Source organism: Pseudacidovorax intermedius, assembly GCF_003350475.1.
GTDB lineage: Bacteria > Pseudomonadota > Gammaproteobacteria > Burkholderiales > Burkholderiaceae_C > Xenophilus > Xenophilus intermedius.
This window is the reverse complement of the sequence record NZ_QQAV01000001.1, coordinates 971,854-995,506: the sequence shown is the minus strand read 5'-3', so window position 1 is coordinate 995,506 and position 23,653 is coordinate 971,854. Positions and strand designations below refer to the sequence as shown.

Sequence of the window (23,653 nt, the reverse complement as noted above, 5' to 3'; positions counted from 1 at the left end):
CCTGAGCCCGCCATCGATCCCTGCCGCCATCCTGGCGCAGCCGGGAGGGCGCCCATGACATCCACCGCCGACCTCTTCGACGCCGAGCCCGCCGAAGCCGCTGCCGGGCAGCGGCGCGACGCCCTGCTCGCCGACCTGGACCGCTGGGTGCAGCAGGGCTGGCTGCGCGAGCTGGACCGTAGCTTCGCCCTCTTCTGCCTGCAGCGCGATCCAGAGGCGGGCGCCGAGCTGCTGCTGGCCGCCGCCCTGGCCAGCCATCAGCTCGGCCGCGGCCATGTGTGCCTGGACCTGCAGGCCACACTGGCCGATGGCCGCCACAGCCTCTCGCTGCCGCCCGACACGGCCGGCACCGCCGCGATGGGCGACGGCCCGCAGCGCTGGCTGCAACCCCTGCGCCTGGCCGCCTGGAGCGAAACCCTGGCCACCAGCCGCCTGTGCGGCCGCGGCGATCCGGCAGAGGGCGCGACGCCGCTGGTGCTGCAGGGCCCACGCCTTTACCTGCGGCGCTACTGGCAGTATGAGCGGCAGGTGCGCGCCCGTATCGAAGACCGCCTGGCGCCCGCGCCCGTCGCGCCGGCCGAACGCATCCGCCCTGTGCTCGACCGGCTCTTCGGCCCCGGCGACGGCACGCCCGACTGGCAGAAGATGGCCTGCGCCCTGGCCCTGCGCCAGCGCTTCGCCGTCATCACCGGCGGCCCGGGCACGGGCAAGACCACCACCGTGGTGCGGCTGCTGGCGCTGCTGCAGTCGATGGCGATGCATGGCGGCGCCCCGGGCCGGCCGCTGCGCATCCAGCTCGCCGCGCCCACCGGCAAGGCCTCGGCCCGGCTCACCGAGTCCATCCGCGGCGCCCTCGATCAGTTGCCGTGGGAGCAGCTGCCCGGCGGCGGCGACCTGCGAAGCCGCGTGCCGGCCGAGGCCCGCACCCTGCACCGCCTGCTGGGCAGCCGCCCCGACACCCGCCGCCTGCGCCACCACGCCGGCCACCCGCTGCCGCTGGACGTGCTGGTGGTCGACGAGGCCTCCATGGTCGACCTGGAGATGATGGCCGCCCTGCTCGACGCCCTGCCCCCGCAGGCGCGGCTGGTGCTGCTGGGCGACAAGGACCAGCTCGCTTCGGTGGAGGCCGGCGCCGTGCTGGGCGAGCTGTGCAGCCGCGCGGACCATGGCCACTACGACGCCGCCACCCTCGCATGGCTGCAGGCCGCCACCGGACAGGCGCCGCCCGCCGCGCTGCAGGACGCGCGAGGCCATCCCCTGGACCAGGCCATCGCCATGCTGCGCGTGAGCCGCCGTTTCCATGCCGGCAGCGGCATCGGCCGGCTGGCGACTGCCGTCAACGACGGCGACGCCACCACCGCGCTGGCACTGTTCGACGATGGTCTGCCGGACCTGCGCCGCTGCCGCCTGGCCGCCGCGCCCGGCCATCTGGCCCAGGACGCCGCCCTGCGCGCCCTGCTGCTGGCCGACGACGACATCGACGACGACGCCCAGGCCGCGGGCCCGGCCGGTGACCCCCGCCAGCCCGTCGGCCCCGCCCACTGGCTGCGCCGCATCCACGAGGAGCGCCCCGACTCCGATGCGCCCCGATCCGACTGGGACGCCTGGGCCGCCCGCCTGCTACAGGCCAGCAGCCGCTTCCAGCTGCTGTGTGCCCTGCGCGACGGCCCCTGGGGCGTGGCGGGCCTGAACGCCGCCATCGCCGAGCTGCTGCATGCCGAAGGCTGGATCGCCGCCACCCAGGGCTGGTACGCCGGTCGGCCGGTGCTGGTCACCCGCAACGACCCGGCGCTAGGCCTGATGAACGGGGACGTGGGCCTGACGCTGCAGCTGCCCGCCCGCTTCGACGACATCACCGGCCGGCCGGTGCCCGAGGCCGGCACCGCCCTGCGCGTGGCCTTTGCCGCCGCCGACGGCTCGGGCGGCGTGCGCTGGACGCTGCCGGCGCGGCTGCAGGCCGTGGAGACCGTCTTCGCCATGACGGTGCACAAGTCGCAGGGCTCGGAGTTCGAGCACACCGCCCTGCTGCTGCCGCCCACCGCAAGCCCGGTGCTCACGCGCGAGCTGGTCTACACCGGCATCACCCGCGCGCGGCGCTGGTTCACGCTGGCGGCGCCGGCCGGCCGCGGGCGACGGGTGCTGGAGGCGGCCATCGGGCGACAGGTGCTGCGTGCCAGTGGGCTGATGGCACCACCGGGCGGCTGAGAAGGCGCGGGCACCCCGAGGCGAACCACCGGCCTCGCGCAGGCCGCCGCCGCGCCGGTTCCTCGCGTGGCCGAACGGGTCGCAGGTCCCCCATTCATGTGACGGTGGCCGGCGCTCCAGAATCGACACTCGCCGCGGTCCCAACTGCCCGCGGAGCCCCCATGCCCACTCCCCTGAAGATCGCCTTCACCTCGTGCGCCGAGGCCACGCAGTTCCCCAGCCAGCCGGTGTGGACCCGCATCGCCGACGCTTCGCCCGACCGCCTGGTGCTGCTGGGCGACGCGGCCTACTACGACGTGCACGGCGCCGACACCGCCAGCGTCAAGGCCATGAGTGCCGAGCAGTTCGGCCGCCATGCCCACCGGCGCCTGCAGCAGCAGCTGGACTGTCCGGAGTTCCGTGCGCTGGTCGCCAAGGTGCCCACCTCCGCGATCTGGGACGACCACGACTTCCTCTGGAACAACGCCTGCGGCGCCGACCTGGCCGCCGATCCGCAGTGGCGCGACCATCTGGCCTATTCGCGCTGCCTGTTCCATGCCTTCCGCGCGGCGCTGGCCGCCTCGCCGGGCCCGGGGCGCATGCCCCTCTTCGAGACCATCGACCACACCCGGCCGCCGCCCGCGCCCGGCTACCAGCGCGTGCCGCTGGCCGACGGCGTGGTGCTGCACCTCACCGACGGACGCAGCTTCAAGGCCGGCAACGGCCACAAGGCGCTGCTGGGCCAGCCGCAGATGGCGGCGCTGATCGCGGGCTGCGCCGAGCCGCAGGCGATCCACATCGTCGCCTCGGGCGTGGTGTTCGAGCGCGACACCTGGCTGGCCAACAGCGCGGACCAGGGAGAGACCTGGGCCGACTGCCGCCCGGAACACGACCAGCTGCTGGCCCTGGCGGCGCAACGGCGCCTGCTGCTGCTCAGCGGCGACATCCATCGCAACACCTTCCGCCGCTACCAGCGCTACGCGGGCGAGACCTGCCTGTTCGAGGCCACGGCCTCCGGCGCTGCCCTGCCCGCCTGGATGATGACCAGCCGCAATCCCACCACGCTGCACCACTGGGGCCTGGCGACGGTCCATGACGACCATGTCGAGGTGGGCCTCTACCATTCCGGCGGCCTGGCCGAGCGCCACACCATCCCCCGCGACGATTGGCAATGAGCACCCCACCGCCGAAAGCCAACGACCGGCCCGCCCGCGTCGCCCTGGTCGAGGACGACGCGGGCATGCGCCGGCGCATCGCCCATGCCGTGGCAGGCGACGCCGGCCTGGCGCTGGTATTCGAGGCGGCCACCGCGCAGCAGATCCTCGACTGGTTGCCCGGGCATCCGCTCGACGTGCTGCTGGTGGACCTGGGCCTGCCCGACCGCTCGGGCCTGGAGGTGATCCGCGCCGCGCGCCGGCTGCAGCCCGACTGCGCGGTGATGGTCATCACCATCTTCGGCGACGAGGCCAACATGGTGCAGGCCTTCGAAGCCGGCGCCAGCGGCTACCTGCTCAAGGACGGCACCGAGCGCGACCTGGGCCTGCACATCCGCTCGCTGCGCGCCGGCGGCTCGCCCATGTCGCCCATCATTGCGCGGCAGCTGCTGCGGCGCTGGCAGCAGGCGGGCGGCGCGGCCGTCCCGGGTGGGCGCGGCGGCGCACCGGGCGGCCCGGCGCAGGCCGGCGCGTCGCCCGCGGCCGAGCGGCTGTCGCCGCGCGAATTCGAGGTGCTGGACCTCGTCTCCCGCGGCTTCACCTATGCGGAGACCGCCGCCCGCATCGGCGTGTCGGTGAGCACGGTGCAGACCCATGTGCGCAACATCTACGGCAAGCTCGACGTACACAACAAGTCGGAGGCCGTCTACGAAGCCCGCAACCTTGGCCTGCTGCCCTGAGGCCCCCGCCGCACGCCCCTGCGGCGGCGCTGCCCGCACGGGTGGACCCCGGCACCGGCGCCTGCTGGCCGGGTTCTTCGGCCTCATGCTGCTGTGCTGCCTTCTGTGCACCGGGGGGGCCATCGGCGCAGTGCCCGAGGGCGGCTTGCAGACGCTGCGAAGCGCCGAAGCGGTCGTGCGCGTGGCCGGCGAAGCGCCCCGGCCGGCGGCCCCGGTCTCGCTGCCCTTTCGCTGGGCCGACCAGGCGCCGCGCCAGCCCGGCGGCGCCACCGTCACGCTCGACCTGCCGGTGCCGCCCCCAGGCGGCGACGACCGCTTCTACGGCCTGCTCTTCGAGGCCCTGGGCAACCAGGCCGCCGTCTATGTGGACGACCGGCTGGTGGCGCGCTGGGGCCAGCCGGGCGACGCCGGCTTCGATGCCGGCCGCGGCCCGAGGCTGGTGCGGCTGCCCGCCGACCTCGTCGAAGGCACCGCCGCGCCACTGCGCCTGCGCATCGAGCTGAGCTTCCAGCCGCAGCGCGGCGGCGGCGTCTCGGCGGTGCGCTGGGGACCGTTGGCGCGGGTGGAAGCGCTGGAGGCCCAGGAGCGGCTGTGGCGCAACACGCTGTCGCTGGTGTATGCCACGGGCCTGCTGCTGATGGGCGGCCTGGCGGCGGGCCTGTGGTGGCGCCAGCGCGATCCGCTCTATGGCTGCTTCGGCCTGGCCGCGGTCGCCGGCGCCCTGCGCAACTTCGACCAGAGCGGCCTGCAGATGCCGCTGCCCTGGCCCTGGTGGGGCGCACTGGTGGCCATGAGCTACGCGGTCCACATCGCGCTGCTCGCGCGCTTCGTGACGCTCGCGTTGCACCGGCCCCCGCCCCGGGTGCTGCAGCTGCTGACCGCGATCCTGTGGGCCTCGGTGCTGCTGGCGGGCGCCTCCTTCGCGCTGCGCCAGCCGCTGATGTGGACGGCCGCGCTGGCACTGCTGTGCGCCGGCGGCATCGTCAGCCTGCCGGGCGTGGTGCGCGAGGTCGTGGCGGGCCGGCGCCCCACGGCCTACGCGCTGCTCGTGGCGGGGGTGCTGGCCATCGCCGCCGGGCTGCACGACCTGCTGCGCGTCCGCATCGGGCTGGGCAGCGCCAGCTGGGTGCCCCTCACGCCGCACGCCATGTTCGGCTTCGTGCTGATCCTGGCCGGCATGGTGGTCGAGCGCTACAGCCGCTCGGTGCGCGAGTACCGCGACCTGGCCCGCTCGCTCGATGCGCGCGTGGCCGAGCGCGAGCGCCAGCTCACCGCCGCCATGGACGCGCTGCAGGCCGAGCGCGAGCAGCAGGCCGTGCTGCTGGAGCGACAGCGCCTGATGCGCGAGATCCACGACGGCGTCGGCTCGCAGCTGGTGGGCCTGCTCAACCTGGTGGGCCGCCCGGGCGCCGACCCGGCGCTGATGGAGGCGCAGGTCAAACTGGCGCTGGACGAGCTGCGCGTGGCGGTCGATTCGCTGCAGCCGCTGGAAGGCGACCTCACGGTGGTGCTCGCCACCCTGCGCTACCGGCTGCAGCCGCGCCTGGAAGCCGCCGGCCTGACGCTGGAATGGGAGGTGGACAGCCTGCCGCCGCGCGCTGACGTCACGCCGCAGACGGCCATGCAGATCCAGCGCATCCTGCTGGAGGGCTTCACCAACGTGCTGCGCCATGCGCAGGCACGGCGCATCCGCCTCGAAGCGCACTGGCATGCCGGCCCGCCCGAGCGCATGGAGATCGTGCTGGCCGACGACGGCCGCGGCTTCGCGGCCGACGGTCCGCCCGCCGGCGGCCAGGGCCTGGCCAGCATGCGCAGCCGCGCGGCTGCCATCGGGGCCACGTTGGCCGTGACGTCGACGCCGGAGCACGGCACCACGGTGCGTCTGGACTGGCCGGTGCGGCGTTGAAGCTGCCCTCGCGCAGCGCGATCCCAACAACGGAATTCCCTGCGGCGCGACAAGCGCGCCGCGAGCCGCCGACCTCGTGCGTATGGCACGATGCGCGACTGCTCCGGCCGCGCAGTGCCGGGGCGTTCAGGACGCGCCATGCAGATCGAATCCATTGCCATCAAGAACTACCGGCTGTTCCGGGACGCCAAGCTGACCCACATTCCCCGTCTTTGCGTGCTGGTGGGCGCCAACGGAACGGGCAAGTCGACTCTGTTCGATGTCCTGTCCTTCCTCAAGGACGCCCTGTCGATGAACGTCGGCAAGGCCATCGCCAAGCGGGGTGGCTACCGCGAAGTCGCGAGTCGCGGCTTCGCGCAGGAGGCCATCGAGCTCACCCTGCAGTTCCGCATGGAGATCACCGGCAAGGAGCGCCTGGTGACCTACCTGCTGCGCATCTCCCCCGGCGCGGAGGGCCGGCCCTTCGTGGAGCGCGAGGTCCTGCGCTACAAGCGGGGGGCCTACGGCGCACCCTTCCGCTTCCTGGACTTTTCGTCTGGACGCGGCTATGCGATCACCAACGAAGAGGACTTCTCCAAGGCGGACGAGGACCTCACCCGGGAAGAACAGGAACTGGATTCGCCAGACATCCTCGCCATCAAAGGCCTGGGCCAGTTCGAGCGCTTCAAGGCCGCAAGCGCCTTCCGGCTGATGATCGAGAACTGGCACATCTCCGACTTCCACGTGTCCGAAGCGCGGCCCAGCCAGGAGGAGGGCTTCGCAGAGCACCTCTCGACGCGAGGCGACAACCTGCCCCTGGTGGCCAACTACCTGTACGAGCATCATCCCGACCGCTTTGCCCATGTGCTGGACGCGATGCGCCGAAGGGTGCCTGGCATCTCGGTGGTGGAGCCGCGGCAGACAGAGGATGGCCGCCTTGTCCTGCGCTTTCAGGACGGCAGCTTCAAGGACCCGTTCATTGCGCGACATGTGTCCGACGGCACGATCAAGATGTTCGCGTACCTGGTGTTGCTGAACGACCCCAATCCCTATCCGATGCTGGCCGTGGAAGAGCCCGAGAACCAGCTCTATCCCGAACTGCTGCCCGAACTTGCCGAGGAGTTCCGCAGCTATGCGCAGCGGGGAGGGCAGGTCTTCATCTCCACCCATTCACCCGATTTCCTCAATGCCTTGTCGCTGGACGAGATCTACTGCCTGCGCAAACAGGATGGCTTCACGCAGGTGTCCCGGGCCGGCGACTCCCAGAACTTGCGCGCGCTGTTCGAAGCCGGCGACCTGCCCGGCTACCTGTGGAAGCAGGGACTGTTCGAAGGCCTCAACCGGGACGTGCGCTGATGGTGGGCCGGCTGGTGTTCCTGCTGGAGGAGCCCTCGATGCGGGTATTGCTGGAAGGCTGGCTGCCTCGTCTGGTCCCCGGCTGGGTGAGCGGTGAGCATTTCCTGTGCGTGCCGCACGAGGGAAAGTCGGACCTGGACCGCAGCATCCCGCGCAAGCTCGCCGTTTGGCGCCACACCGGCGACCGCTTCGTCATCGTCCGCGACAACGACAACGCGGACTGCATCGAAGTGAAGGCTCGGCTGCGCAGAATGTGCGAACAAGCTGGACGCCCCGACAGTCTCATCCGGCTGGTCTGCCAGGAACTGGAAAGCTGGTATCTCGGCGACCTCGCGGCGCTCGCTGCGGCCTTCGATACGCCGCGGATCGACTCGCCCGCCAACCGCAAGCGCTTCGATGCGCCGGACGGCTGGCAGAAGCCCTCGGTCGAGGTCAAGCGACTGATCCCGACCTTCCAGAAGATCGGCGGGGCCCGCGCGATGGCCGCCCATCTGGACGCCCTGCGCAATCGCTCGCCCAGCCTGCACGCCTTCGTGACGGGGGTGCGGCGGCTGCATGCCGAAGCTGCAGGCTGACCCCACCCGCCCGGCGAAGGTCAGCCGAACACCTTTCCCGGATTCATCAACCCCAGCGGATCGAGCGCGGCCTTGATGGCGCGCATGACGTCGAGTTCTTCGGGCGTGCGGCTGGCACCCAGATAGGGCTTCTTGTGCAAGCCGATGCCGTGCTCGGCCGAGACGCTGCCGGCAAAGCGGCCGACCATGTCGTAGACCAGGTGCTCCGCCGCCTCGGCATCGCCGCCGATGCTGGCGCCGTCGATCGAGAGGTGCAGGTTGCTGTCGCCGATGTGGCCGAAGAACACGCTGAGGTGGCCGGGCCAGCGGACTTCCAGCGCGGCGCGGCACTCCTGCACGAAGCGGCCGATCTGCGCCATGGGCAGGCTGACGTCGAAGTTGACCGGCGGATGCATGTTGGCCGGCAGCTCGGCGGTGGCCTCGCGGATCTTCCACAGCGCGGCGGCCTGGGCCTGCGACTGGGCCAGCACCGCATCGACCACCAGGCCGGCCTCCATGGCCTCGGCCAGCGCTTCTTCCAGCTCGGCCTGCAGGGCGGCCTCGCTGCCGCCATCCAGGTCGACCAGGGCCAGCAGCGGATGGACCGTGTCGAAGGGTTCGCGCAGGTGCTGCCAGGCGAGCGAGGCGGCCACGAAATCGCGCCACATCAGCTCGAAGGCCGCCACGCCGCCGGCAAAGCGGGATTGCAGGCGGCCCAGCAGGGCCAGGGCAGCGTCGTAGTCGGGCAGGGCGGCCAGCAGCGTGGCGCGGGCCCGCGGGGCCGGTTGCAGGCGGAAGAGGGCGCGGGTGATCACGCCCAGCGTGCCTTCCGCGCCGACGAAGAACTGCTTGAGGTCGTAGCCGGTGTTGTTCTTCTGCATGGGCCGCAGCATGGGCAGCACACGGCCGTCGGGCAGCACGGCCTCCAGGCCCAGCAGCTGCTCGCGCATCATGCCGAACTGCAGCACGCCGTTGCCGCCGGCATTGGTGGCCAATGCGCCGCCGACCTGGGCCGAGCCGCGGGCGCCGAAGTCCACGCCGAAGCGCAGGCCGGCTTCGGCGGCGGCCTCCTGCACGGCCTGGATGGTCACGCCAGCCTGGGCCGTGAGGGTGCGCGTGGCGGCATCGACCGACTCGATGGCGTTCATGCGTTCCAGCGACAGGGCCACCGCACCTTCGACCGGCATGGCGGCGCCGGCCAGGCCGGTGAGGCCGCCCTGGGGCACCACCGGCACGCGGTATTCGGAACACAGGCGCAGCGCGGCCGAAACGGCCTCGGTGCTGCGCGGGCGCAGCAGGGCCAGCGGGCGCACGGGCGGCAGGCCGCTCCAGTCGGCCAGGTGACGGTCGGGCACGGCCTCGCCGGGCGTGACGGCGTCGGCGCCGAGGGCCTCGGTCAGCGCGGCGAGGAAGGCCGGCGGAGCAGCGCGGCCGACGCCTTCCAGGCCTTCGCCTGCGGTGGGCGTGCCCTGCGGGGCCGCCGGGTGGCCGCTCATGCGCGCGCTCCGTCGGCGAAGGCCAGCATGGCCTCCAGCATGCGGCGCACGGTGGGCTGCACGCGCGCGGCCACGTCGGGAAGGTAGTCGAAGGGAAGCTGTTCCTGCATGTAGCTGCTCTGGGTCATTTCGAGCTGCACCGCATGCACGCCCCGTGCCGGCTGGCCGTGATGGCGGGTGATGTAGCCACCGGTGAAACGGCCGTTGAGCACGCTGGTGTGCGCCGTGTCGGCGCGGGCGATGGCCAGCAGTTGCGCGGCCAGTTGCGGGTCGCAGGCCGCGCCCTGGGCCGTGCCCAGGTTCAGGTCGGGCAGAGTGCCCTCGAAGAAGCGCGGCAGCACGGAGCGGATGGAATGCGCGTCCCACAGCATGGCGATGCCGTGGGCGGCGCGGATGCGTTCAAGTTCCTCGGCCAGCTTGGCGTGGTAGGGCACCCAGATCGCCTCGCGGCGGGCGGCGATCTCGGCCTCGGCAGGCAGGTCGGCCGGGTCGGCGTACAGCGGCGTGTCGTCGAAGGTGTCGACGGGGCACAGGCCGGTGACGCTCTGGCCCGGGTACAGGCTGGCGCCGTCCGGCGGACGGTTCAGGTCGATGACATAGCGCGAATGCGTGGCCACCAGGACCGAAGCGCCGAGTTCGTCGGCGAAGTCGTAAAGGCGCTCCAGGTGCCAGTCGGTGTCGGGCACGTGGCGCGCCTCGTCGGTCAGGCGCGCGGCCAGCGCGGGGGGCACATGCGTGCCCACATGCGGCATGGAGATCAGCAGCGGTCGCGTGCCCTGGTGGAAGCGGAAGGGCGGCTCGGTGGTGGTGAAGGCGGTCATGACAGAAGCAAGTGTGAAGGCGTCCCTGCACCCGCGCTGGCGCGGGGGCACGGCACCGAAAAGGAAAGGGGTTCGGGCGCGCTCATGGGCCGAGCTCCAGTGCGGCAGAGCCGGCGCTCAGGCCCCACCGGCCAGCAGTTCGCGCCGGGCCTGGACGAAGGCCCGCTGAGCCTCGGCGCGCAGCGGATGGCAGCCGGCATCGACCGTCTTCCGGCCTGCCACATACGCCTGCGCGAGCGGCCGCTGGCGGCCGGCGGCGAAGACATGGGCCGAGAGCATCTGCGGCCCGTCCAGGCCGGCCAGCACCGGATGCGCGGCATCCAACACCACCAGATCCGCCTGCTGGTCCACGGCCAGGCCGCCGAGAGCACGGCCCGCCGCCTGCGCACCGCCAGCGACCGCCGCCAACCACATGGCGGTGGCGACCTCGGGCTGCGCCTCGGTGGCGGCCACGTTGCGCTGGCGGCGGATGAGCCGCTGGCCGTATTCCAGCATCAGCAACTCCTCCGCCGCATCGACGCAGGCATGGCTGTCGGAGCCGATGCCCCAGGCGCCGCCGCTGGGTTTCCGTAGCGCGGGCGCGGCGTCCCCTGGAGACACGCCGTGCCCAGCTTGGGAGCCCAGTTCTCCGTTGACTTCAGTCCACCGTGGCAGGTCGAACAAACCATCACCCAGGTTGGCCTCGGTGGTGGGGCACAGGCCGGCCACGGCGCCGGTGGTGGCGGCGCGGCGGTACTCGTCGGCGTCCATGTGCGTGGCATGCACCAGGCACCAGCGCGCGTCGACAGGCGCATGGTCCAGCAGCCAGGCGACGGGCCGCTGGCCGCTCCAGGCGACGCAGTCCTCGACCTCCTTGGTCTGCTCGGCGATGTGGATGTGGATGGGTGCGGTCGCGTCCTGCGCGGCCAGGCCGGCCAGCGCGTCGCGCAGCGCCTCGGGCGGCACGGCGCGCAGCGAATGCGGCGCCAGACCCAGGCGCGCGCCCTGAGCGTTGCAGGCGGGGCGCAGGGCGTCGAGCAGGCGCAGCATCGACTCGGTGCTGCGGATGAAGCGGCGCTGGCCCTCGGCCGGCGCGGCGCCGCCGAAGCCGCTGGTCTGGTAGAGCACCGGCAGCAGCGTCAGGCCGATGCCGGCGCGGGCAGCGGCGCGCAGCAGGGCCCGGGCCAGCTCGGCATCGTCGGCATAGGGATGGCCGTCGGTGTCGTGGTGCACGTAATGGAACTCGCACACCGCCGTGTAGCCGGCCTCCAGCATGTCGACGTAGAGGCCGAAGGCGATGGCCTCCAGCTGCGCGGGGCTGAGGCGCAGGGCGAAGCGGTACATGAGGCTGCGCCAGCTCCAGAAGCTGTCCTGCGCCTCGGCGCGGTATTCGGTCAGGCCCGCCATGCCGCGCTGGAAGGCATGCGAATGCAGGTTGGGCATGCCGGGCAGCAGCGGCCCCTCGGCGCGTGGCACGCCGGGCTCGGCGGCGGCGCCGACCTGCACAGCGGTGAAGCAGCCGTTGGCATCCCAGTCGAGCCGCACGTCGCGCGCCCAGCCGCCGGGCAGCAGGGCGTGGTCGGCGAAGAGGCTGCCGGCGCTCACAGCGCGCCCTCCGCGATCCGTCCCTGGCGGACCACGCAGCGCACGGGCCGCTGGCCGAACCAGTAGGCCAGCTCGGCGGCCTCCTGCACGTTCCACAGCACGAAGTCGGCGGCGCGGCCCACGACCAGCTCGCCATGCGTGGCCGAGAGGCCCAGGGCGCGCGCGGCATGGGTGGTGACGCCGGCCATCGCCTCGGGGACGGTCAGGCGGAACAGCGTGCAGGCCATGTTCATCATCAGCAGCAGGCTCAGGCAGGGTGAGGTGCCCGGGTTGTGGTCGGTGGAGACGGCCATCGGCACGCCGGCCGTACGCAGTCCGGCGATGGGCGGCAGCTGCGTGTCGCGCAGCGTGTAGTAAGCGCCGGGCAGCAGCACGGCCACGGTGCCGGCCTGCGCCATGGCCGCGATGCCGGCGGGCGAGAGATGCTCGATGTGGTCGCAGGAGAGCGCGCCGTAGCGTGCCGCCAGCGCCGCGCCGCCCATGTCGCTGAGCTGCTCGGCATGCAGCTTGACCGGCAGGCCCAGCGCCTGCGCGGCCTGGAACACGCGCTCGGTCTCTTCGAGCGAGAAGGCGATGCGCTCGCAGAACACGTCCACCGCATCCACCAGGCCCTCGGCATGCAGCGCGGGCAGCATCTCGCGACAGACGAGGTCGATGTAGTCGCCGCTGCGTCCGGCGTATTCGGGCGGCAGCGCATGGGCGCCCAGGAAGGTGGTGCGCACGGTGACGCCATGGGCCGCGGCCAGCCGGCGCGCCACGCGCAGCTGCTTGCGCTCGTGCTCCAAGGCGAGGCCGTAGCCGGACTTGATCTCGATGGCGCACACGCCCTCGGCCAGCAGCGGCGCGAGGCGGGCGCTGGCGGATTCGAACAGCGCGTCCTCGCTGGCCTCCCGCGTGGCCCGCACGGTGGAGACGATGCCGCCGCCGGCGCGCGCCACCTCTTCGTAGCTGGCGCCGGCCAGGCGCATGGCGAATTCGTTGGCGCGCTGGCCGCCGTAGACCAGGTGGGTGTGGCAGTCGACGAGGCCCGGCGTGACCAGCGCGCCGCCGCCGTCGTGGCGGGGCAGGGCGCCGGCTCCGGCGGGGAGCGCATCGGGGGCGCCTCGCCAGGCGATGCGGCCGTCGGCCACGGTCAGCGCCAGCGGCTGGCCGTCGATGCCGCGCAGGCCGGTCCACAGGCCGTCGGCGCTGGGGCGTTGGGAGAAGGGCAGGGCGGTCATGCGGTCGTCGTTCATCGGCGGAGGAAGCTGGGCGCAGGGATGGCCGGCGCAGAGACAGCGAAGCAGGGTACGTTCAGTCCGGCAGCAGCCGCACCGCGATCAGGCGGGCATCGGCGCCTTCTTCGGGCACCACCTCGACCGGGCCCGCCGCATCGGCCCACCACAGGCCCTGGCCGGGCGCCAGCGGCGCGGCAGCGCCGGTGCGCCAGGTGCCAGCGACGGCCAGCAGCAGCCCGTGGGGTGAGCCGGCCAGACGCGCGGCCTGCGCATGCACCGTGACCTTGGCGCGGAAGCGACCGCGCCGCGCCATCACGTTGAAGTCGGTCGACGCCCCGCCCAGCCGGGTGCAGCCGAGGACCGCCTCGCCCGCGAAGGCGAAGGGCTGCAGCGGCACATCGAGCCGGTGGTCGAGGCCCTCGCCCTGCAGCTGCACGCCGTCGCCGGCCAGCAGCAGGATCTGCCGGTCAACGCCCGGGAAGGCGGAGAAGGGCCCGTCGGACTCGATGCTGGCCACCGAGCAGCGCCAGCCAAAGTGATCCAGCCCGGTGCCGGGCGGCCAGCAGGCGATCTCGCGCGTGCGGCCGCCGCCGTTCTTCCAGGGCATGGCCGGGAGCCGGTCGAGGTCGAAGCGGTGCAGGGTCGTCATGGCGATGTCTCCGTGGGGGGGTGTCATCTCAATGCACCCCGCCCTGGCGCAGCCGGCGTTCGAAGTGGCGCAGCACGAGCGTCACCGTGCCGGTGAGGGCGAAGTACACGGCCGCGATGGCCAGGTAGACCTCCAGCGAGCGGTAGGACACGCTGATGATCTTCTGGCCCTCGTGCATCACGTCGTGGATGGTGAGCAGCGACACCAGCGCCGAGTTCTTGATCAGCGCGATGAACTCGTTGCCCAGCGGCGGGATCATGCGCACCACGGCCTGCGGCAGGATGATGTGGCGCATGGCCTGGCCCGGCGTCATGCCCAGCGACTGGGCCGCCATGGTCTGGCCGCGGTCGATAGACTGGATGGCGCCGCGCACGATCTCCGACACATAGGCGCCGCTGTACACGCCCAGGCCCAGCACGCCGCACAGGAAGGCCGGCAGCAACAGTCCGAAGTGCGGCAGCCCGAAGAACAGGATGAAGAGCTGCACCAGCAGCGGCGTGCCGCGGATCACCGCCACGTAGGCGGTGCACACGCTGTAGAGCCAGCGGCGCTGCGGCCGCAGCCGGCCGATGCCCACCGCCAGGCCCAGCACGCAGCCCAGCAGCAGCGCGCAGGCGGTGATCTCCACCGTCACCAGCGTGCCGCGCAGCAGGTCGGGCCAGCCGGCCCAGACCGGCGAGAAGTCCAGATCCATCGTCGCGTCCTGGGGTCAGCCGTGCGTCACTTCGACGTGGGGAACCACTTCTGGACGATGGCCGCGTAAGTGCCGTCGGCCTTCATGCGGGCCAGGGCGTCGTTCACAGCCTTGGTGAGCTCGGGCGTGTCCTTGCGGATGGCCATGCCGTATTCCTCCGTGGTCAGCTGCTCGGGCAGCACCTTGAGGCCCGGCCGCGTGCGCACGTACTGATAGGCGGCGGGCTTGCCGGTGACGGCGGCGTCGGTGCGGCCCACTTCCACCAGGTTGAACATCTCCTGGTTCTTCTCGACCTCCAGCAGCTGGGCCTGCGGGTACTTCTCCTTGAGGAAGCTCACCGACTTGGTGCCCACCTGCACGCTCACCTTGCGACCGGCCAGGTCGGCGGGCGACTTGACGGTGGCGTTGTCGGCCTTGGTCATCACCACCAGGCCGCCGGCGTAGTAGGGCACGGTGAAGTCGACCACCTTGCGGCGCTCGTCGGTGATGTAGATGGCCGAGACGGCCATGTCGGCGCGGCGCGAGACCAGGGCCGGGATCAGGCCCTTGAAGTCGATGTCGATCCATTCGACGGGCCGGCCCAGCTGCTTGCCGATGGCCTCGACCATCTCGGTGTCGAAGCCGGTGCGCTTGCCGTTCTCGATGTATTCCATCGGCGGGAAGGTGGCATCGGTGGCCACGCGCAGCGGCTCGGCGGCATGGGCGGCGGTGCCGGCCAGGGCGAGGGTGCCGACGAGGGCGAGCAGCAGGCGGCGGGGCAGGGGGCGGGACATCATGGGATCACTCCGGGAACGTTGGAAGGGAGAGGAACGGAAGGCGCAAGAAGAAGGGGGCGACGGGGCGAGACGAGGCGACCCGGCTCAGTGCAGCAGCAGCCGCCGCGAGATGCGGGCGCCCGCCACCACGGTCATCTGCACGAGCGCGGCTTCCTGGTGCCGTGCACGCAGGATCGGGGCCATCAGCGTCAGCACGCCGGCCGCCTGGTGCGAGGCGCCCATCAGCGGCACGCTGCAGCCCCAGACGCCGTCGTCCACTTCGCCGGCGCTCAGGGCATGACCGGCCTGGCGGATGGTGTCCAGCTCGGCTTCGGCCGCGGCGCGTTCGGCGGTGCCGGCGCCGTACTGCGCGTCGAGCACGGCGGCCTGGGCGGAGGGCGCCAGGTGGGCCAGCAGGCACTTGGCCGAAGCGCCCGCGCGCAGCGGCACGCTGCGGCCCTTCTCGAAGGAGCAGCGCAGGGACTGGTGGCTCTCCACCATGTCCAGGCAGATGGCCTGGTCGTTGACGGCGACGATCAGGCCCACGCTCTCGTGGGACTGGCGGGCCAGCTCTTCCATGGTGGGACGGGCCTGCCGCATGAGCTCGGAGGCGAGGTCGAAGCCCAGCGCCATCTGCAGGCTGAGCGGCCCGGGGGCGTAGCTGCCTTCGCGCTCGATCACGAATCCCCAGCGGCGCAGCCGCGCCAGCTGGCGGTAGAGGGTGCTGCGCGTCAGGCCCGTGTGGGCGATCAGCTCGGCCGCGGTAAGCGGCCGGCCCTGCCGCGCCAGCACGGCCAGCACCTGCAGCACGCGGTCGGCGGCAGGAACGGCGGCAGCAGCAACGGGGGGCGCAGGCGAGGCCATGCGTCCAGTATCAAAAAAAGCCATCGCGATGTGCACCACCCGGTCCCACGCGGTGGGACTGGGCGGCGGTTTTTTGTAGCGCGTGCGCCCGCGCGCCGAAGCGCAGCCCGGCGCTGGGGGACCCGTCAGCGCACCATCGGCAGGTTGAGCCCGAACTTCTTCGCCGTGGCCACGGCCAGTTCATAGCCGGCATCGGCGTGGCGCATCACGCCCGAGGCGCAGTCGTTGACCAGCACGCGGGCCAGTCGGCGCTCGGCGGCCTCGCTGCCGTCGCACACGATCACCATGCCGGCATGCTGCGAATAGCCCATGCCCACGCCGCCGCCGTGGTGCAGGCTGACCCAGGTGGCACCGCCCGCGGTGTTGAGCAGGGCATTGAGCAGCGGCCAGTCGCTCACCGCGTCGGTGCCGTCCTTCATGCCCTCGGTCTCGCGGTTGGGGCTGGCCACCGAGCCGGTGTCCAGGTGGTCGCGGCCGATGACGATGGGGGCTTTGAGCTCGCCCTTCTTCACCATCTCGTTGAAGGCCAGGCCGGCGATGTGCCGCTCGCCCAGACCCAGCCAGCAGATGCGCGCCGGCAGGCCCTGGAAGGCGATGCGCTCGCGCGCCATGTCCAGCCAGCGGTGGGTGTGCTTGTTGTCCGGGAAGAGCTCCTTGATCTTGGCGTCGGTCTTGTAGATGTCTTCCGGGTCGCCCGACAGCGCCACCCAGCGGAAGGGCCCCTTGCCCTCGCAGAACAGCGGCCGGATGTAGGCGGGCACGAAGCCGGGGAAGTCGAAGGCGTTCTTCACGCCCTGGTCGAAGGCGACCTGGCGGATGTTGTTGCCGTAGTCCACCGTCGGGATGCCCATGGCCTGGAAGTCCAGCATGGCCTGCACATGCACGGCGCAGCCTTCGGCGGCGGCCTGCTTGAGCTGGGCATGCTGGGCCGGGTCCGCCGACGCGGCACGCCACTGCGGCACGCTCCAGCCCACGGGCAGGTAGCCGTTGATCAGGTCGTGGGCCGAGGTCTGGTCGGTGACCAGGTCGGGCTTCGGCCCGCCTGCCTTCGCGCGGCGCACCAGCTCGGGCAGCACCTCGGCGGCATTGCCGAGCAGGGCGATGGAGACGGCTTCCTTCTTCGCGGTGTGGTGCGCGATCAGAGCCAAAGCGTCGTCGATGTCCTTCGCCTGCTTGTCCACGTAGCGGGTGCGCAGGCGGAAGTCGATGCTGCTCTGCTGGCATTCGATGGTCAGCGAGCAGGCGCCCGCCAGCGTGGCCGCCAGCGGCTGCGCGCCACCCATGCCGCCCAGGCCCGCCGTCAGAATCCAGCGACCCGACAGATCGTTGCCGTAGTGCTGTCGCCCGGCCTCGACGAAGGTCTCGAAGGTGCCCTGCACGATGCCCTGGCTGCCGATGTAGATCCAGCTGCCAGCGGTCATCTGGCCGTACATGAAGAGGCCCTTGCGGTCCAGCTCGTGGAAGTGCTCCCAGTGGCCCCACTTGGGCACGAGGTTGGAGTTGGCGATGAGCACCCGTGGCGCGTCCGCATGGGTCTTGAACACGCCCACCGGCTTGCCGGACTGCACCAGCAGCGTCTCGTCCTCGCCCAGCTTCTTCAGCGAATCGAGGATGGCGTCGAAGCATTCCCAGTTGCGCGCGGCGCGGCCGATGCCGCCGTACACCACCAGGGCCTGCGGGTTCTCGGCCACCTCGGGGTCGAGGTTGTTCTGCAGCATGCGGAAGGGGGCTTCGATCAGCCAGTTCCTGCACGACAGGTCGGTGCCGCGAGGCGCGCGCACCACGCGGCTGGGGTCCACGCGCGGGTCGGCGAGGGCGGTGGCGGTGCGGGCGATGAAGTTCTCGGGGGCGTTCATGGCGGTGCTCCTTGAAAAGTCGGGGGGCGGTCGTTCGTTCGGTTCAGGCGAGGTGGCTGGGCAGCAGCGACAGCAGCGGCGCAGGCAGTTCGGCGGCCAGCGCCCACTGCCGCATGGCCTCGATGTCGGGCGCCAGGTAGCGGTCGCGCTCGACGAAGGCGACCTGGCGGCGGATGCGGGCGATCTCGGCTTCGATGGCCGCAGAACTGCGTGGCGTGGTCTCGGTGCGCTTCAGTTCGATCCCTTGCGCGGCAGCCATCGCCTCGATGCCGATGACCACCGCGGTGTTGTTCACCATCTCGCCCAGCCGGCGCGCCGCGAAGGTCGCCATCGACACATGGTCCTCCTGGTTGGCCGAGGTGGGCAGGCTGTCCACACTGGCGGGATGGGCGAGCGACTTGTTCTCCGAGGCCAGGGCCGCGGCCGTGACCTGCGCGATCATGAAGCCGGAGTTGAGCCCGCCGTCGCGCACCAGGAAGGGCGGCAGGCCCGACAGGCCCGTGTCCAGCAGCAGCGCGATGCGCCGCTCGGCGATGGCACCGACCTCGGCCACGGCCAGCGCGAGGATGTCGGCCGCGAAGGCCACCGGCTCCGCATGGAAGTTGCCGCCAGAGATCACTTCGCCGGTGTCGCAGAAGACCAGCGGGTTGTCCGAGGCGGCATTGGCCTCGGTCACCAGCACGCGGGCGGCGTGCGTCAGGTTGTCCAGGCAGGCGCCCATCACCTGCGGGATGCAGCGGATGGAGTACGGGTCCTGCACGCGGCCGCAGTCGGCATGGCTGGGGATGATGTCGCTGCCTTCCAGCAGCGTGCGCACGGCCCCCGCCACAGCGATTTGCCCCGGCTGGCCGCGCGCGGCATGGATGCGGGCATCGAAGGGCTTGATCGAGCCCTGGATGGCCTCCAGCGACAGCGCGCCGGACATCAGGGCCGAGGCGAACACGTTCTCCGCGCCGAACAGCCCCGCCAGCGCCAGCGCGGTCGAGACCTGCGTGCCGTTGAGCAGCGCCAGGCCTTCCTTGGGGCCGAGCACGAAGGGCGCGATGCCGATGCTGCGCATGGCTTCGGCGCCGCCGACCACGCGGCCGTCCGCCAGGCGCGCCTGGCCTTCGCCGATGAGCACGCAGGCCAGGTGCGCCAGCGGCGCCAGGTCGCCCGAGGCGCCCACCGAGCCCTTGGCCGGGATCAGCGGCGTGACGCCGGCATTGAACAGCGCCAGCAGCGCATCGACCAGCGCCGGCCGCACGCCCGAATGCCCGCGCGCCAGGCTCACGGCCTTGGCGGCGATCACCAGCCGCACCACCTCCGCCGACAGCGGCTCGCCGGTGCCCACGCTGTGCGACAGCACCAGGTTGCGCTGCAGCTCGGCCAGGTGATCGTGGTCGATCTTGGTGCTGGCCAGCTTGCCGAAGCCGGTGTTGATGCCATAGACCACGTCGTCGTGGTCGACGATGCGCTGCACGGCGGCCTGCGCGGCCTGCATGCCGGCGCGCGTGCTGCCGTCCAGCGCGAGGGTGAGGCCGCCCTGGTGGATGCGGCGCAGGCTGGCCAGGTCGAGGTGGCCGGGATGGAGGGTCAGCGTGGTGGTCATGGCAGGTTGTCTATACAGGTTGTGACGTGCGAAAGCGAAGCGGGAGCGCGGGGCCGTCAGCCCCAGCCGGGGTTGCCGTCGGCGCGGAAGCGGCTGCCCAGCCGGTAACGCGAGGCCGGGTGCAGGCAGCGCACCAGCGTGATGGGCGTGCCGCGCGACCAGGTGCGGCGGCTGAGCAGCAGACAGGGCTCGCCCCCGTCCATGGCCAGGCGCGCGGCCTGTTCGGGCGAAGGGAGCACGGCGTCGACCAGGTGCTCGATCTGGTCGAAGGGCACGTGGCGCACCAGGTATTCGCTGGGCGGCATCAGCGAGAAGTCCTGGTCGAGGAAGGCCGGCACCATGCGCGGGCTGACCCAGCGGTCCTCCAGCTGCACGGGGGTGCCGTTCTCCAGGTGCAGGCAGAGGCAGTGGAAGAGCGATTCGCCCAGGCGCACGTCGAGCCAGGCGGCGATGTCCGCGGGTGCGGCGATGCGCTCGGCCGCCAGCAGCTCGAAGCCGTAGTCGTGGCCGCGGCCGCGGATCTCGCTGGCGATGTTGGCGATCTGCAGCAGGGTGGACTGCGGCTTGGTCTCGGCCACGAAGCTGCCCACGCCGGCCACGCGCTTGACGCGGCCTTCGTCCACCAGTTCGCGCAGGGCGCGGTTGGCGGTCATGCGCGAGATGCCGAACTGCGCGACCAGCTCGTGTTCCGACGGCAGGCGGTGGCCGGCGGGCCATTCGCCGCTCTGGATGCGGCGGACGATGTGTTCCTTGACCTGCTCGTAGAGGGCCAGGGACGGGTTGCTCGGTGGGGCACTGACGGGACGGCGATCCCGCAGTGCCTTGGCGGCGGTCGTCGTCATGCGCGGCCCCCGTCGTGATGCGGCTTGCGGGCCTGGCGGCGGCTGGCGCCGGCAGCGTCAATCAGCGTGTGCACGGCTTGGCGCTTGATGTTCCTGTCGGTGCATGCGTCGATGTCGCAGCGATGGAAAGGACGGTGCGCCAGAGCGGCCGGCAGCCCGTGGGCGGCGGTGCTTCGGTGGCGCGGTCGGCGCTGCGCGCCGACTGCCCTCCGGTGCTCGCGAAACCGGCCCGCGGCATAACTCGCGACGTTCACTGCGTTCACTCTGCTCGGACAAATGCCGCGAGTCAGATCACGAAGCAGGCCTGTCCTTCGGCAGGCCTGCGGCCGGCTTCGCTGCGCTCCTCGGCGCGCCACAGGCGCACCACCGCCCACGGGCTGCCGGCCACTCTGGGTTGGGTCGGCGTGGTGTGCCCGGACCCAAGCCCAAGCCCAAGCCCAAGCCCAAGCCCAAGCGCAGGTCGAGGTCGAAGGCAAGGCCCGCAGCACCCCTGCCCCGATACCGACGCGACGTGTCCAGCGCGCGGAGTCGGCGCAGCCGACCACCCCGCCATGAGCCCGCGCCAGCCGGCCCCGGCCCCGCGCGCCGTCCCAGGCACCCGTCAGGACCCCACCAAACCCCATCACAGCATGCGCGCGACGAAGCAGCAGCAGCGCGGCCAGGCTACGCGCGCCGCCCCCGACATCACCCCGACTGCGCCGTACCAACATCGCTCAATGCTCCGCCGCCGCCATCGACTCCGCCCGGATCTCTTCCGTCAACCGCGCCTTCAGTTCCATGAACTCCGGCGTGGTCTTGAGCGTGTAGTGGCGCGGATGCGGCAGGTCCACCGCGATCTCGGTCTTGATGCGGCCCGGCCGGGCGCTGAACACCGCCACCCGGTTGGCCATGAAGATCGCCTCGTCGATGTCGTGCGTGACGAACAGCACCGTCTTGCGCTCGGCCTCCCAGATGCCCAGCAGCAGCTCTTGCATCAGCACCCGCGTCTGGTTGTCCAGCGCGCCGAAGGGCTCGTCCATCAGCAGCATCTTGGGGTCGTTGGCCAGCGCACGCGCGATGGCCGTGCGCTGCTGCATGCCGCCCGACAGCTGCTTGGGATAGTGCCGCTCGAAGCCGCGCAGCCCCACCTTGGCGATGAAGTAGGCCGCGCGCTCCTTCTGCTGCGATTCGGACATGCCGCGCTCGCGCAGGCCGAAGCGGATGTTCTGCTCGATGTCCAGCCACGGAAAGAGCGTGTAGCTCTGGAACACCATGCCCCGATCCGCGCCCGGCCCGGCCACCGGCTGGCCGTCCAGCAGCACCTGGCCGCTGGTCGGAAAGTCCAGGCCCGCCACGATGCGCAGCAGCGTCGACTTGCCGCAGCCCGAGGGCCCGAGGATGGTGACGAAGTCGTTCTCGCGCACATCGAAGTCCACCGGCAGCAGCGCCTGCGTGGACTGCCCCCGCGCACCGGTGAAGGTGCGCGAGACACCGCGGATGGCCAGCTGCACGCCGGCTTCTTGCATGTTGCCGCTCATAGCGAAGCCCAGGCGAACAGCCGACGGTTGACGGCCTTGAACAGGAAGTCCGACACCAGCCCGATCAGGCCGATGACGATGATGCCGAAGATGATCTGCCCGGTGTTCAGCAGCGCCTGACTGTCGGTGATCATGTGGCCGATGCCCGAGGACGAGCCAATGAGTTCGGCCACGATCACGTAGGTCCAGGCCCAGCCCAGCACCAGGCGCAGCGTCTCGGCGATGCCCGGCGCCGCGCCCGGAATGAGCACCCGCCGCACGATGCCGCCGCCGTCGGCGCCCAGCGTGTAGGCCGCCTCGACCAGGTCCTTGCGGGCGCTGCCCACCGTCACCGCCACCATCAGGATGATCTGGAACACCGAGCCGATGAAGATCACCAGCAGCTTCTGCGCCTCGCCGATGCCGGCCCACAGGATCAAGAGCGGAATGAAGGCCGAGGCCGGCAGGTAGCGGCAGAAGGAGACGAAGGGCTCCAGGAAGGCCTCCACCGGCTTGTAGGCACCCATCAGGATGCCCAGCGGCACCGCGATGACGGCGGCCAGCAGGAAGCCGCCGAACACCCGCCACACCGTCATGCCGATGTCGCCGATGAAGCCGTACTCGGTGAACAGCAGCACCGCCTCCTTCACCATCGTGACCGGGCTGGCCAGGAAGGTGGGCGACACGTAGCCGCCCAGCGTGAAGAAGGCCCACACCGCCACGAAGAGCACGAAGAAGGCCACGCCCAGCAGCCAGCGCGTGTGCGGGCCGACGGGCTCGAGCGGGGTCATGACGGAACGGCGGGGCACGGACACAGACTCACGCAAAGGCATTTACTTGATGAAGGACGCGTCGTAGGTCGCCTTCAAGTCCTCGGGCGCCTTGCGGATCACGCCGGCCTCCAGCAGGATCGGCACCGACTCCTTCATGAACTGCTCCAGCTCGCCGGAGAAGAACTTCTGGTTGGCCACTTTGTCCTGCCAGCGCAGGTACTTGGACGAGTTGGCGAAGGCCTCGCCGGTCTGCTTGACCGCCGAGCCCATGATCTCGTTGGCCTTCGCGGGCTCGGCCTTGATCATGTCCAGCGCCTCGAAGTAGGACGTGGTGAGCGCCTGCGCCGCCTTGGCGTTGGCCTTGAGCCAGGTGGGCGCGCAGCCCACGGTGTCCATCACCATGGGGTAGTCCAGCGTGGTCGCGAGGATCTTGCCGGACTGCGGTGCGTTGCGCACCGTCGACAGGTAGGGCTCGTAGGTCATGGCGGCGTCGTTCTGGCCGGCCACGAAGGCCTGGGCAGCAGCCTGCGGCGCCAGCGTCACGGTCTTCACGTCCTTCAAGGTCATGCCGTTCTTGCTCAGCATCCAGGCCAGGCCGAAGTAGGGCGCAGTGCCGGGCGCATCGACGCCGATGGTCTTGCCCTTGAGGTCGGCGAAGGACTTGACGTCGTTGCGCACCGCGATGCCGTCGGCGCCGTAGGACTTGTCCATCTGGAAGATCTGCACGATGGGCACGCCGTTGGCGTTCCAGGCCACGTGCGTCTCGACCGTGGTGGCGGCGCACTGGATGGCGCCCGAGGCCAGGGCCAGATGGCGGTCCTTCTGCGGGATCATCTTGATCTCCACGTCCAGGCCGTTCCTCTTGAAGATGCCGGCCTTGTCGGCCAGCGTGAGCGGGGCGAAGCCCGTCCAGCCGGACATGCCGAGCGCAATCTTCGTCTCCTGCGCGGCGGCGGTGCCTGCGGCGCAGGCGAGGGCGGCGGCCGCGGCCACCAGCGATGCGATCTTGAAGACGGTCTTGGCCATGTGGCCCTCCTGTGGTGTGAATGGCGGAACAACTACAACGGACATCCGTGCCTGCGACCTCGCCACCGGGCGCGGCGGACATCCAGGACGGCCGGCCGCGCCTGCCAGGGGTGGGG

At 71.5% G+C, this 23,653-nt stretch carries 20 protein-coding genes; 6 read left to right on the top strand and 14 right to left on the bottom strand.

The features are described 5' to 3' along the window. Positions 1-54: 54 nt before the first annotated feature. From recD to DFR41_RS04370, 6 genes are all read left to right on the top strand, one after another. On the top strand, positions 55-2,205 hold the full coding sequence (gene recD, locus DFR41_RS04395) for an exodeoxyribonuclease V subunit alpha (protein WP_114801822.1): 2,151 nt from the start codon (positions 55-57) through the stop codon (positions 2,203-2,205). A 161-nt stretch (positions 2,206-2,366) separates the two neighbouring features. After that, positions 2,367-3,359, top strand: a complete 993-nt coding sequence (locus tag DFR41_RS04390; RefSeq protein WP_114801821.1) for an alkaline phosphatase D family protein — start codon at positions 2,367-2,369, stop codon at positions 3,357-3,359. Further along, a complete protein-coding gene (locus DFR41_RS04385) occupies positions 3,356-4,078 on the top strand; it encodes a response regulator transcription factor (RefSeq protein ID WP_114801820.1) in 723 nt (240 codons plus the stop codon). Before DFR41_RS04390 ends, DFR41_RS04385 begins: the two co-directional genes overlap by 4 nt. Before the next feature lie 145 nt (positions 4,079-4,223). Beyond that, positions 4,224-5,984 (top strand): sensor histidine kinase, encoded by a 1,761-nt coding sequence (locus tag DFR41_RS04380; protein WP_244917641.1) that lies wholly within the window; start codon positions 4,224-4,226, stop codon positions 5,982-5,984. A 138-nt stretch (positions 5,985-6,122) separates the two neighbouring features. Then, positions 6,123-7,319 (top strand): AAA family ATPase, encoded by a 1,197-nt coding sequence (locus DFR41_RS04375; RefSeq protein WP_114801818.1) that lies wholly within the window; start codon positions 6,123-6,125, stop codon positions 7,317-7,319. After that, positions 7,319-7,894 (top strand): DUF4276 family protein, encoded by a 576-nt coding sequence (locus tag DFR41_RS04370; protein WP_017760128.1) that lies wholly within the window; start codon positions 7,319-7,321, stop codon positions 7,892-7,894. The genes DFR41_RS04375 and DFR41_RS04370 overlap by 1 nt, the downstream gene beginning before the upstream one ends. Positions 7,895-7,914: 20 nt before the next feature. Here DFR41_RS04370 and DFR41_RS04365 read toward each other — a convergent pair whose 3' ends face one another. From DFR41_RS04365 to DFR41_RS04300, 14 genes are all read right to left on the bottom strand, one after another. Then, a complete protein-coding gene (locus DFR41_RS04365; protein ID WP_114801817.1) occupies positions 7,915-9,369 on the bottom strand; it encodes an FAD-binding oxidoreductase in 1,455 nt (484 codons plus the stop codon). After that, positions 9,366-10,190, bottom strand: a complete 825-nt coding sequence (gene hutG / locus DFR41_RS04360) for an N-formylglutamate deformylase (RefSeq protein ID WP_114801816.1) — start codon at positions 10,188-10,190, stop codon at positions 9,366-9,368. Before hutG ends, DFR41_RS04365 begins: the two co-directional genes overlap by 4 nt. 117 nt (positions 10,191-10,307) lie before the next feature. Continuing rightward, positions 10,308-11,774: a formimidoylglutamate deiminase gene (locus DFR41_RS04355; RefSeq protein WP_114801815.1), complete on the bottom strand. Its 1,467-nt coding sequence runs from the start codon at positions 11,772-11,774 to the stop codon at positions 10,308-10,310. Beyond that, positions 11,771-12,994 carry an imidazolonepropionase gene (gene hutI, locus DFR41_RS04350; protein ID WP_114802181.1) on the bottom strand — a complete coding sequence of 408 codons (1,224 nt, stop codon included), beginning with the start codon at positions 12,992-12,994 and terminating at the stop codon, positions 11,771-11,773. The genes DFR41_RS04355 and hutI overlap by 4 nt, the downstream gene beginning before the upstream one ends. Positions 12,995-13,067: 73 nt before the next feature. Further along, positions 13,068-13,640: a HutD/Ves family protein gene (locus DFR41_RS04345; RefSeq protein WP_114801814.1), complete on the bottom strand. Its 573-nt coding sequence runs from the start codon at positions 13,638-13,640 to the stop codon at positions 13,068-13,070. A 28-nt stretch (positions 13,641-13,668) separates the two neighbouring features. Further along, positions 13,669-14,334 carry an amino acid ABC transporter permease gene (locus tag DFR41_RS04340; RefSeq protein WP_017759026.1) on the bottom strand — a complete coding sequence of 222 codons (666 nt, stop codon included), beginning with the start codon at positions 14,332-14,334 and terminating at the stop codon, positions 13,669-13,671. Between the two features lie 26 nt (positions 14,335-14,360). Continuing rightward, positions 14,361-15,110, bottom strand: coding sequence for a transporter substrate-binding domain-containing protein (locus DFR41_RS04335; RefSeq protein WP_114801813.1), 750 nt, complete (start codon positions 15,108-15,110; stop codon positions 14,361-14,363). A gap of 84 nt (positions 15,111-15,194) precedes the next feature. Continuing rightward, the gene (locus DFR41_RS04330) at positions 15,195-15,953 is read right to left on the bottom strand and encodes an IclR family transcriptional regulator (RefSeq protein WP_211322548.1); all 759 of its coding nucleotides are present in this window, start codon (positions 15,951-15,953) and stop codon (positions 15,195-15,197) included. A 125-nt stretch (positions 15,954-16,078) separates the two neighbouring features. Continuing rightward, positions 16,079-17,809, bottom strand: coding sequence for a urocanate hydratase (gene hutU, locus DFR41_RS04325; RefSeq protein ID WP_114801812.1), 1,731 nt, complete (start codon positions 17,807-17,809; stop codon positions 16,079-16,081). A gap of 43 nt (positions 17,810-17,852) precedes the next feature. Next, positions 17,853-19,400 carry a histidine ammonia-lyase gene (gene hutH, locus DFR41_RS04320; protein ID WP_114801811.1) on the bottom strand — a complete coding sequence of 516 codons (1,548 nt, stop codon included), beginning with the start codon at positions 19,398-19,400 and terminating at the stop codon, positions 17,853-17,855. Positions 19,401-19,456: 56 nt separating this feature from the next. Beyond that, entirely contained in the window at positions 19,457-20,242 is a 786-nt protein-coding gene (gene hutC, locus DFR41_RS04315; protein WP_114801810.1) for a histidine utilization transcriptional repressor HutC, read from the bottom strand. 713 nt (positions 20,243-20,955) lie between these two features. Continuing rightward, positions 20,956-21,747, bottom strand: coding sequence for an ABC transporter ATP-binding protein (locus DFR41_RS04310; RefSeq protein WP_114802179.1), 792 nt, complete (start codon positions 21,745-21,747; stop codon positions 20,956-20,958). Between the two features lie 8 nt (positions 21,748-21,755). Next, positions 21,756-22,571, bottom strand: a complete 816-nt coding sequence (locus DFR41_RS04305) for an ABC transporter permease (protein ID WP_043117816.1) — start codon at positions 22,569-22,571, stop codon at positions 21,756-21,758. Next, complete coding sequence (locus DFR41_RS04300; protein WP_017761152.1) at positions 22,572-23,537, bottom strand: ABC transporter substrate-binding protein; 966 nt, start codon at positions 23,535-23,537, stop codon at positions 22,572-22,574. Between the last annotated feature and the right edge of the window lie 116 nt (positions 23,538-23,653).

Coding starts and splice junctions, on each gene's coding strand:
- recD (WP_114801822.1), top strand. CDS start 55: ATGACATCCACCGCCGACCTCTTCGACGCCGAGCCCGCCGAAGCCGCT.
- DFR41_RS04390 (WP_114801821.1), top strand. CDS start 2,367: ATGCCCACTCCCCTGAAGATCGCCTTCACCTCGTGCGCCGAGGCCACG.
- DFR41_RS04385 (WP_114801820.1), top strand. CDS start 3,356: ATGAGCACCCCACCGCCGAAAGCCAACGACCGGCCCGCCCGCGTCGCC.
- DFR41_RS04375 (WP_114801818.1), top strand. CDS start 6,123: ATGCAGATCGAATCCATTGCCATCAAGAACTACCGGCTGTTCCGGGAC.
- DFR41_RS04370 (WP_017760128.1), top strand. CDS start 7,319: ATGGTGGGCCGGCTGGTGTTCCTGCTGGAGGAGCCCTCGATGCGGGTA.
- DFR41_RS04365 (WP_114801817.1), bottom strand. CDS start 9,369: ATGAGCGGCCACCCGGCGGCCCCGCAGGGCACGCCCACCGCAGGCGAA.
- hutG (WP_114801816.1), bottom strand. CDS start 10,190: ATGACCGCCTTCACCACCACCGAGCCGCCCTTCCGCTTCCACCAGGGC.
- hutI (WP_114802181.1), bottom strand. CDS start 12,994: ATGACCGCCCTGCCCTTCTCCCAACGCCCCAGCGCCGACGGCCTGTGG.
- DFR41_RS04345 (WP_114801814.1), bottom strand. CDS start 13,640: ATGACGACCCTGCACCGCTTCGACCTCGACCGGCTCCCGGCCATGCCC.
- DFR41_RS04340 (WP_017759026.1), bottom strand. CDS start 14,334: ATGGATCTGGACTTCTCGCCGGTCTGGGCCGGCTGGCCCGACCTGCTG.
- DFR41_RS04335 (WP_114801813.1), bottom strand. CDS start 15,110: ATGATGTCCCGCCCCCTGCCCCGCCGCCTGCTGCTCGCCCTCGTCGGC.
- DFR41_RS04330 (WP_211322548.1), bottom strand. CDS start 15,953: ATGGCCTCGCCTGCGCCCCCCGTTGCTGCTGCCGCCGTTCCTGCCGCC.
- hutU (WP_114801812.1), bottom strand. CDS start 17,809: ATGAACGCCCCCGAGAACTTCATCGCCCGCACCGCCACCGCCCTCGCC.
- hutH (WP_114801811.1), bottom strand. CDS start 19,400: ATGACCACCACGCTGACCCTCCATCCCGGCCACCTCGACCTGGCCAGC.
- hutC (WP_114801810.1), bottom strand. CDS start 20,242: ATGACGACGACCGCCGCCAAGGCACTGCGGGATCGCCGTCCCGTCAGT.
- DFR41_RS04310 (WP_114802179.1), bottom strand. CDS start 21,747: ATGCAAGAAGCCGGCGTGCAGCTGGCCATCCGCGGTGTCTCGCGCACC.
- DFR41_RS04305 (WP_043117816.1), bottom strand. CDS start 22,571: ATGCCTTTGCGTGAGTCTGTGTCCGTGCCCCGCCGTTCCGTCATGACC.
- DFR41_RS04300 (WP_017761152.1), bottom strand. CDS start 23,537: ATGGCCAAGACCGTCTTCAAGATCGCATCGCTGGTGGCCGCGGCCGCC.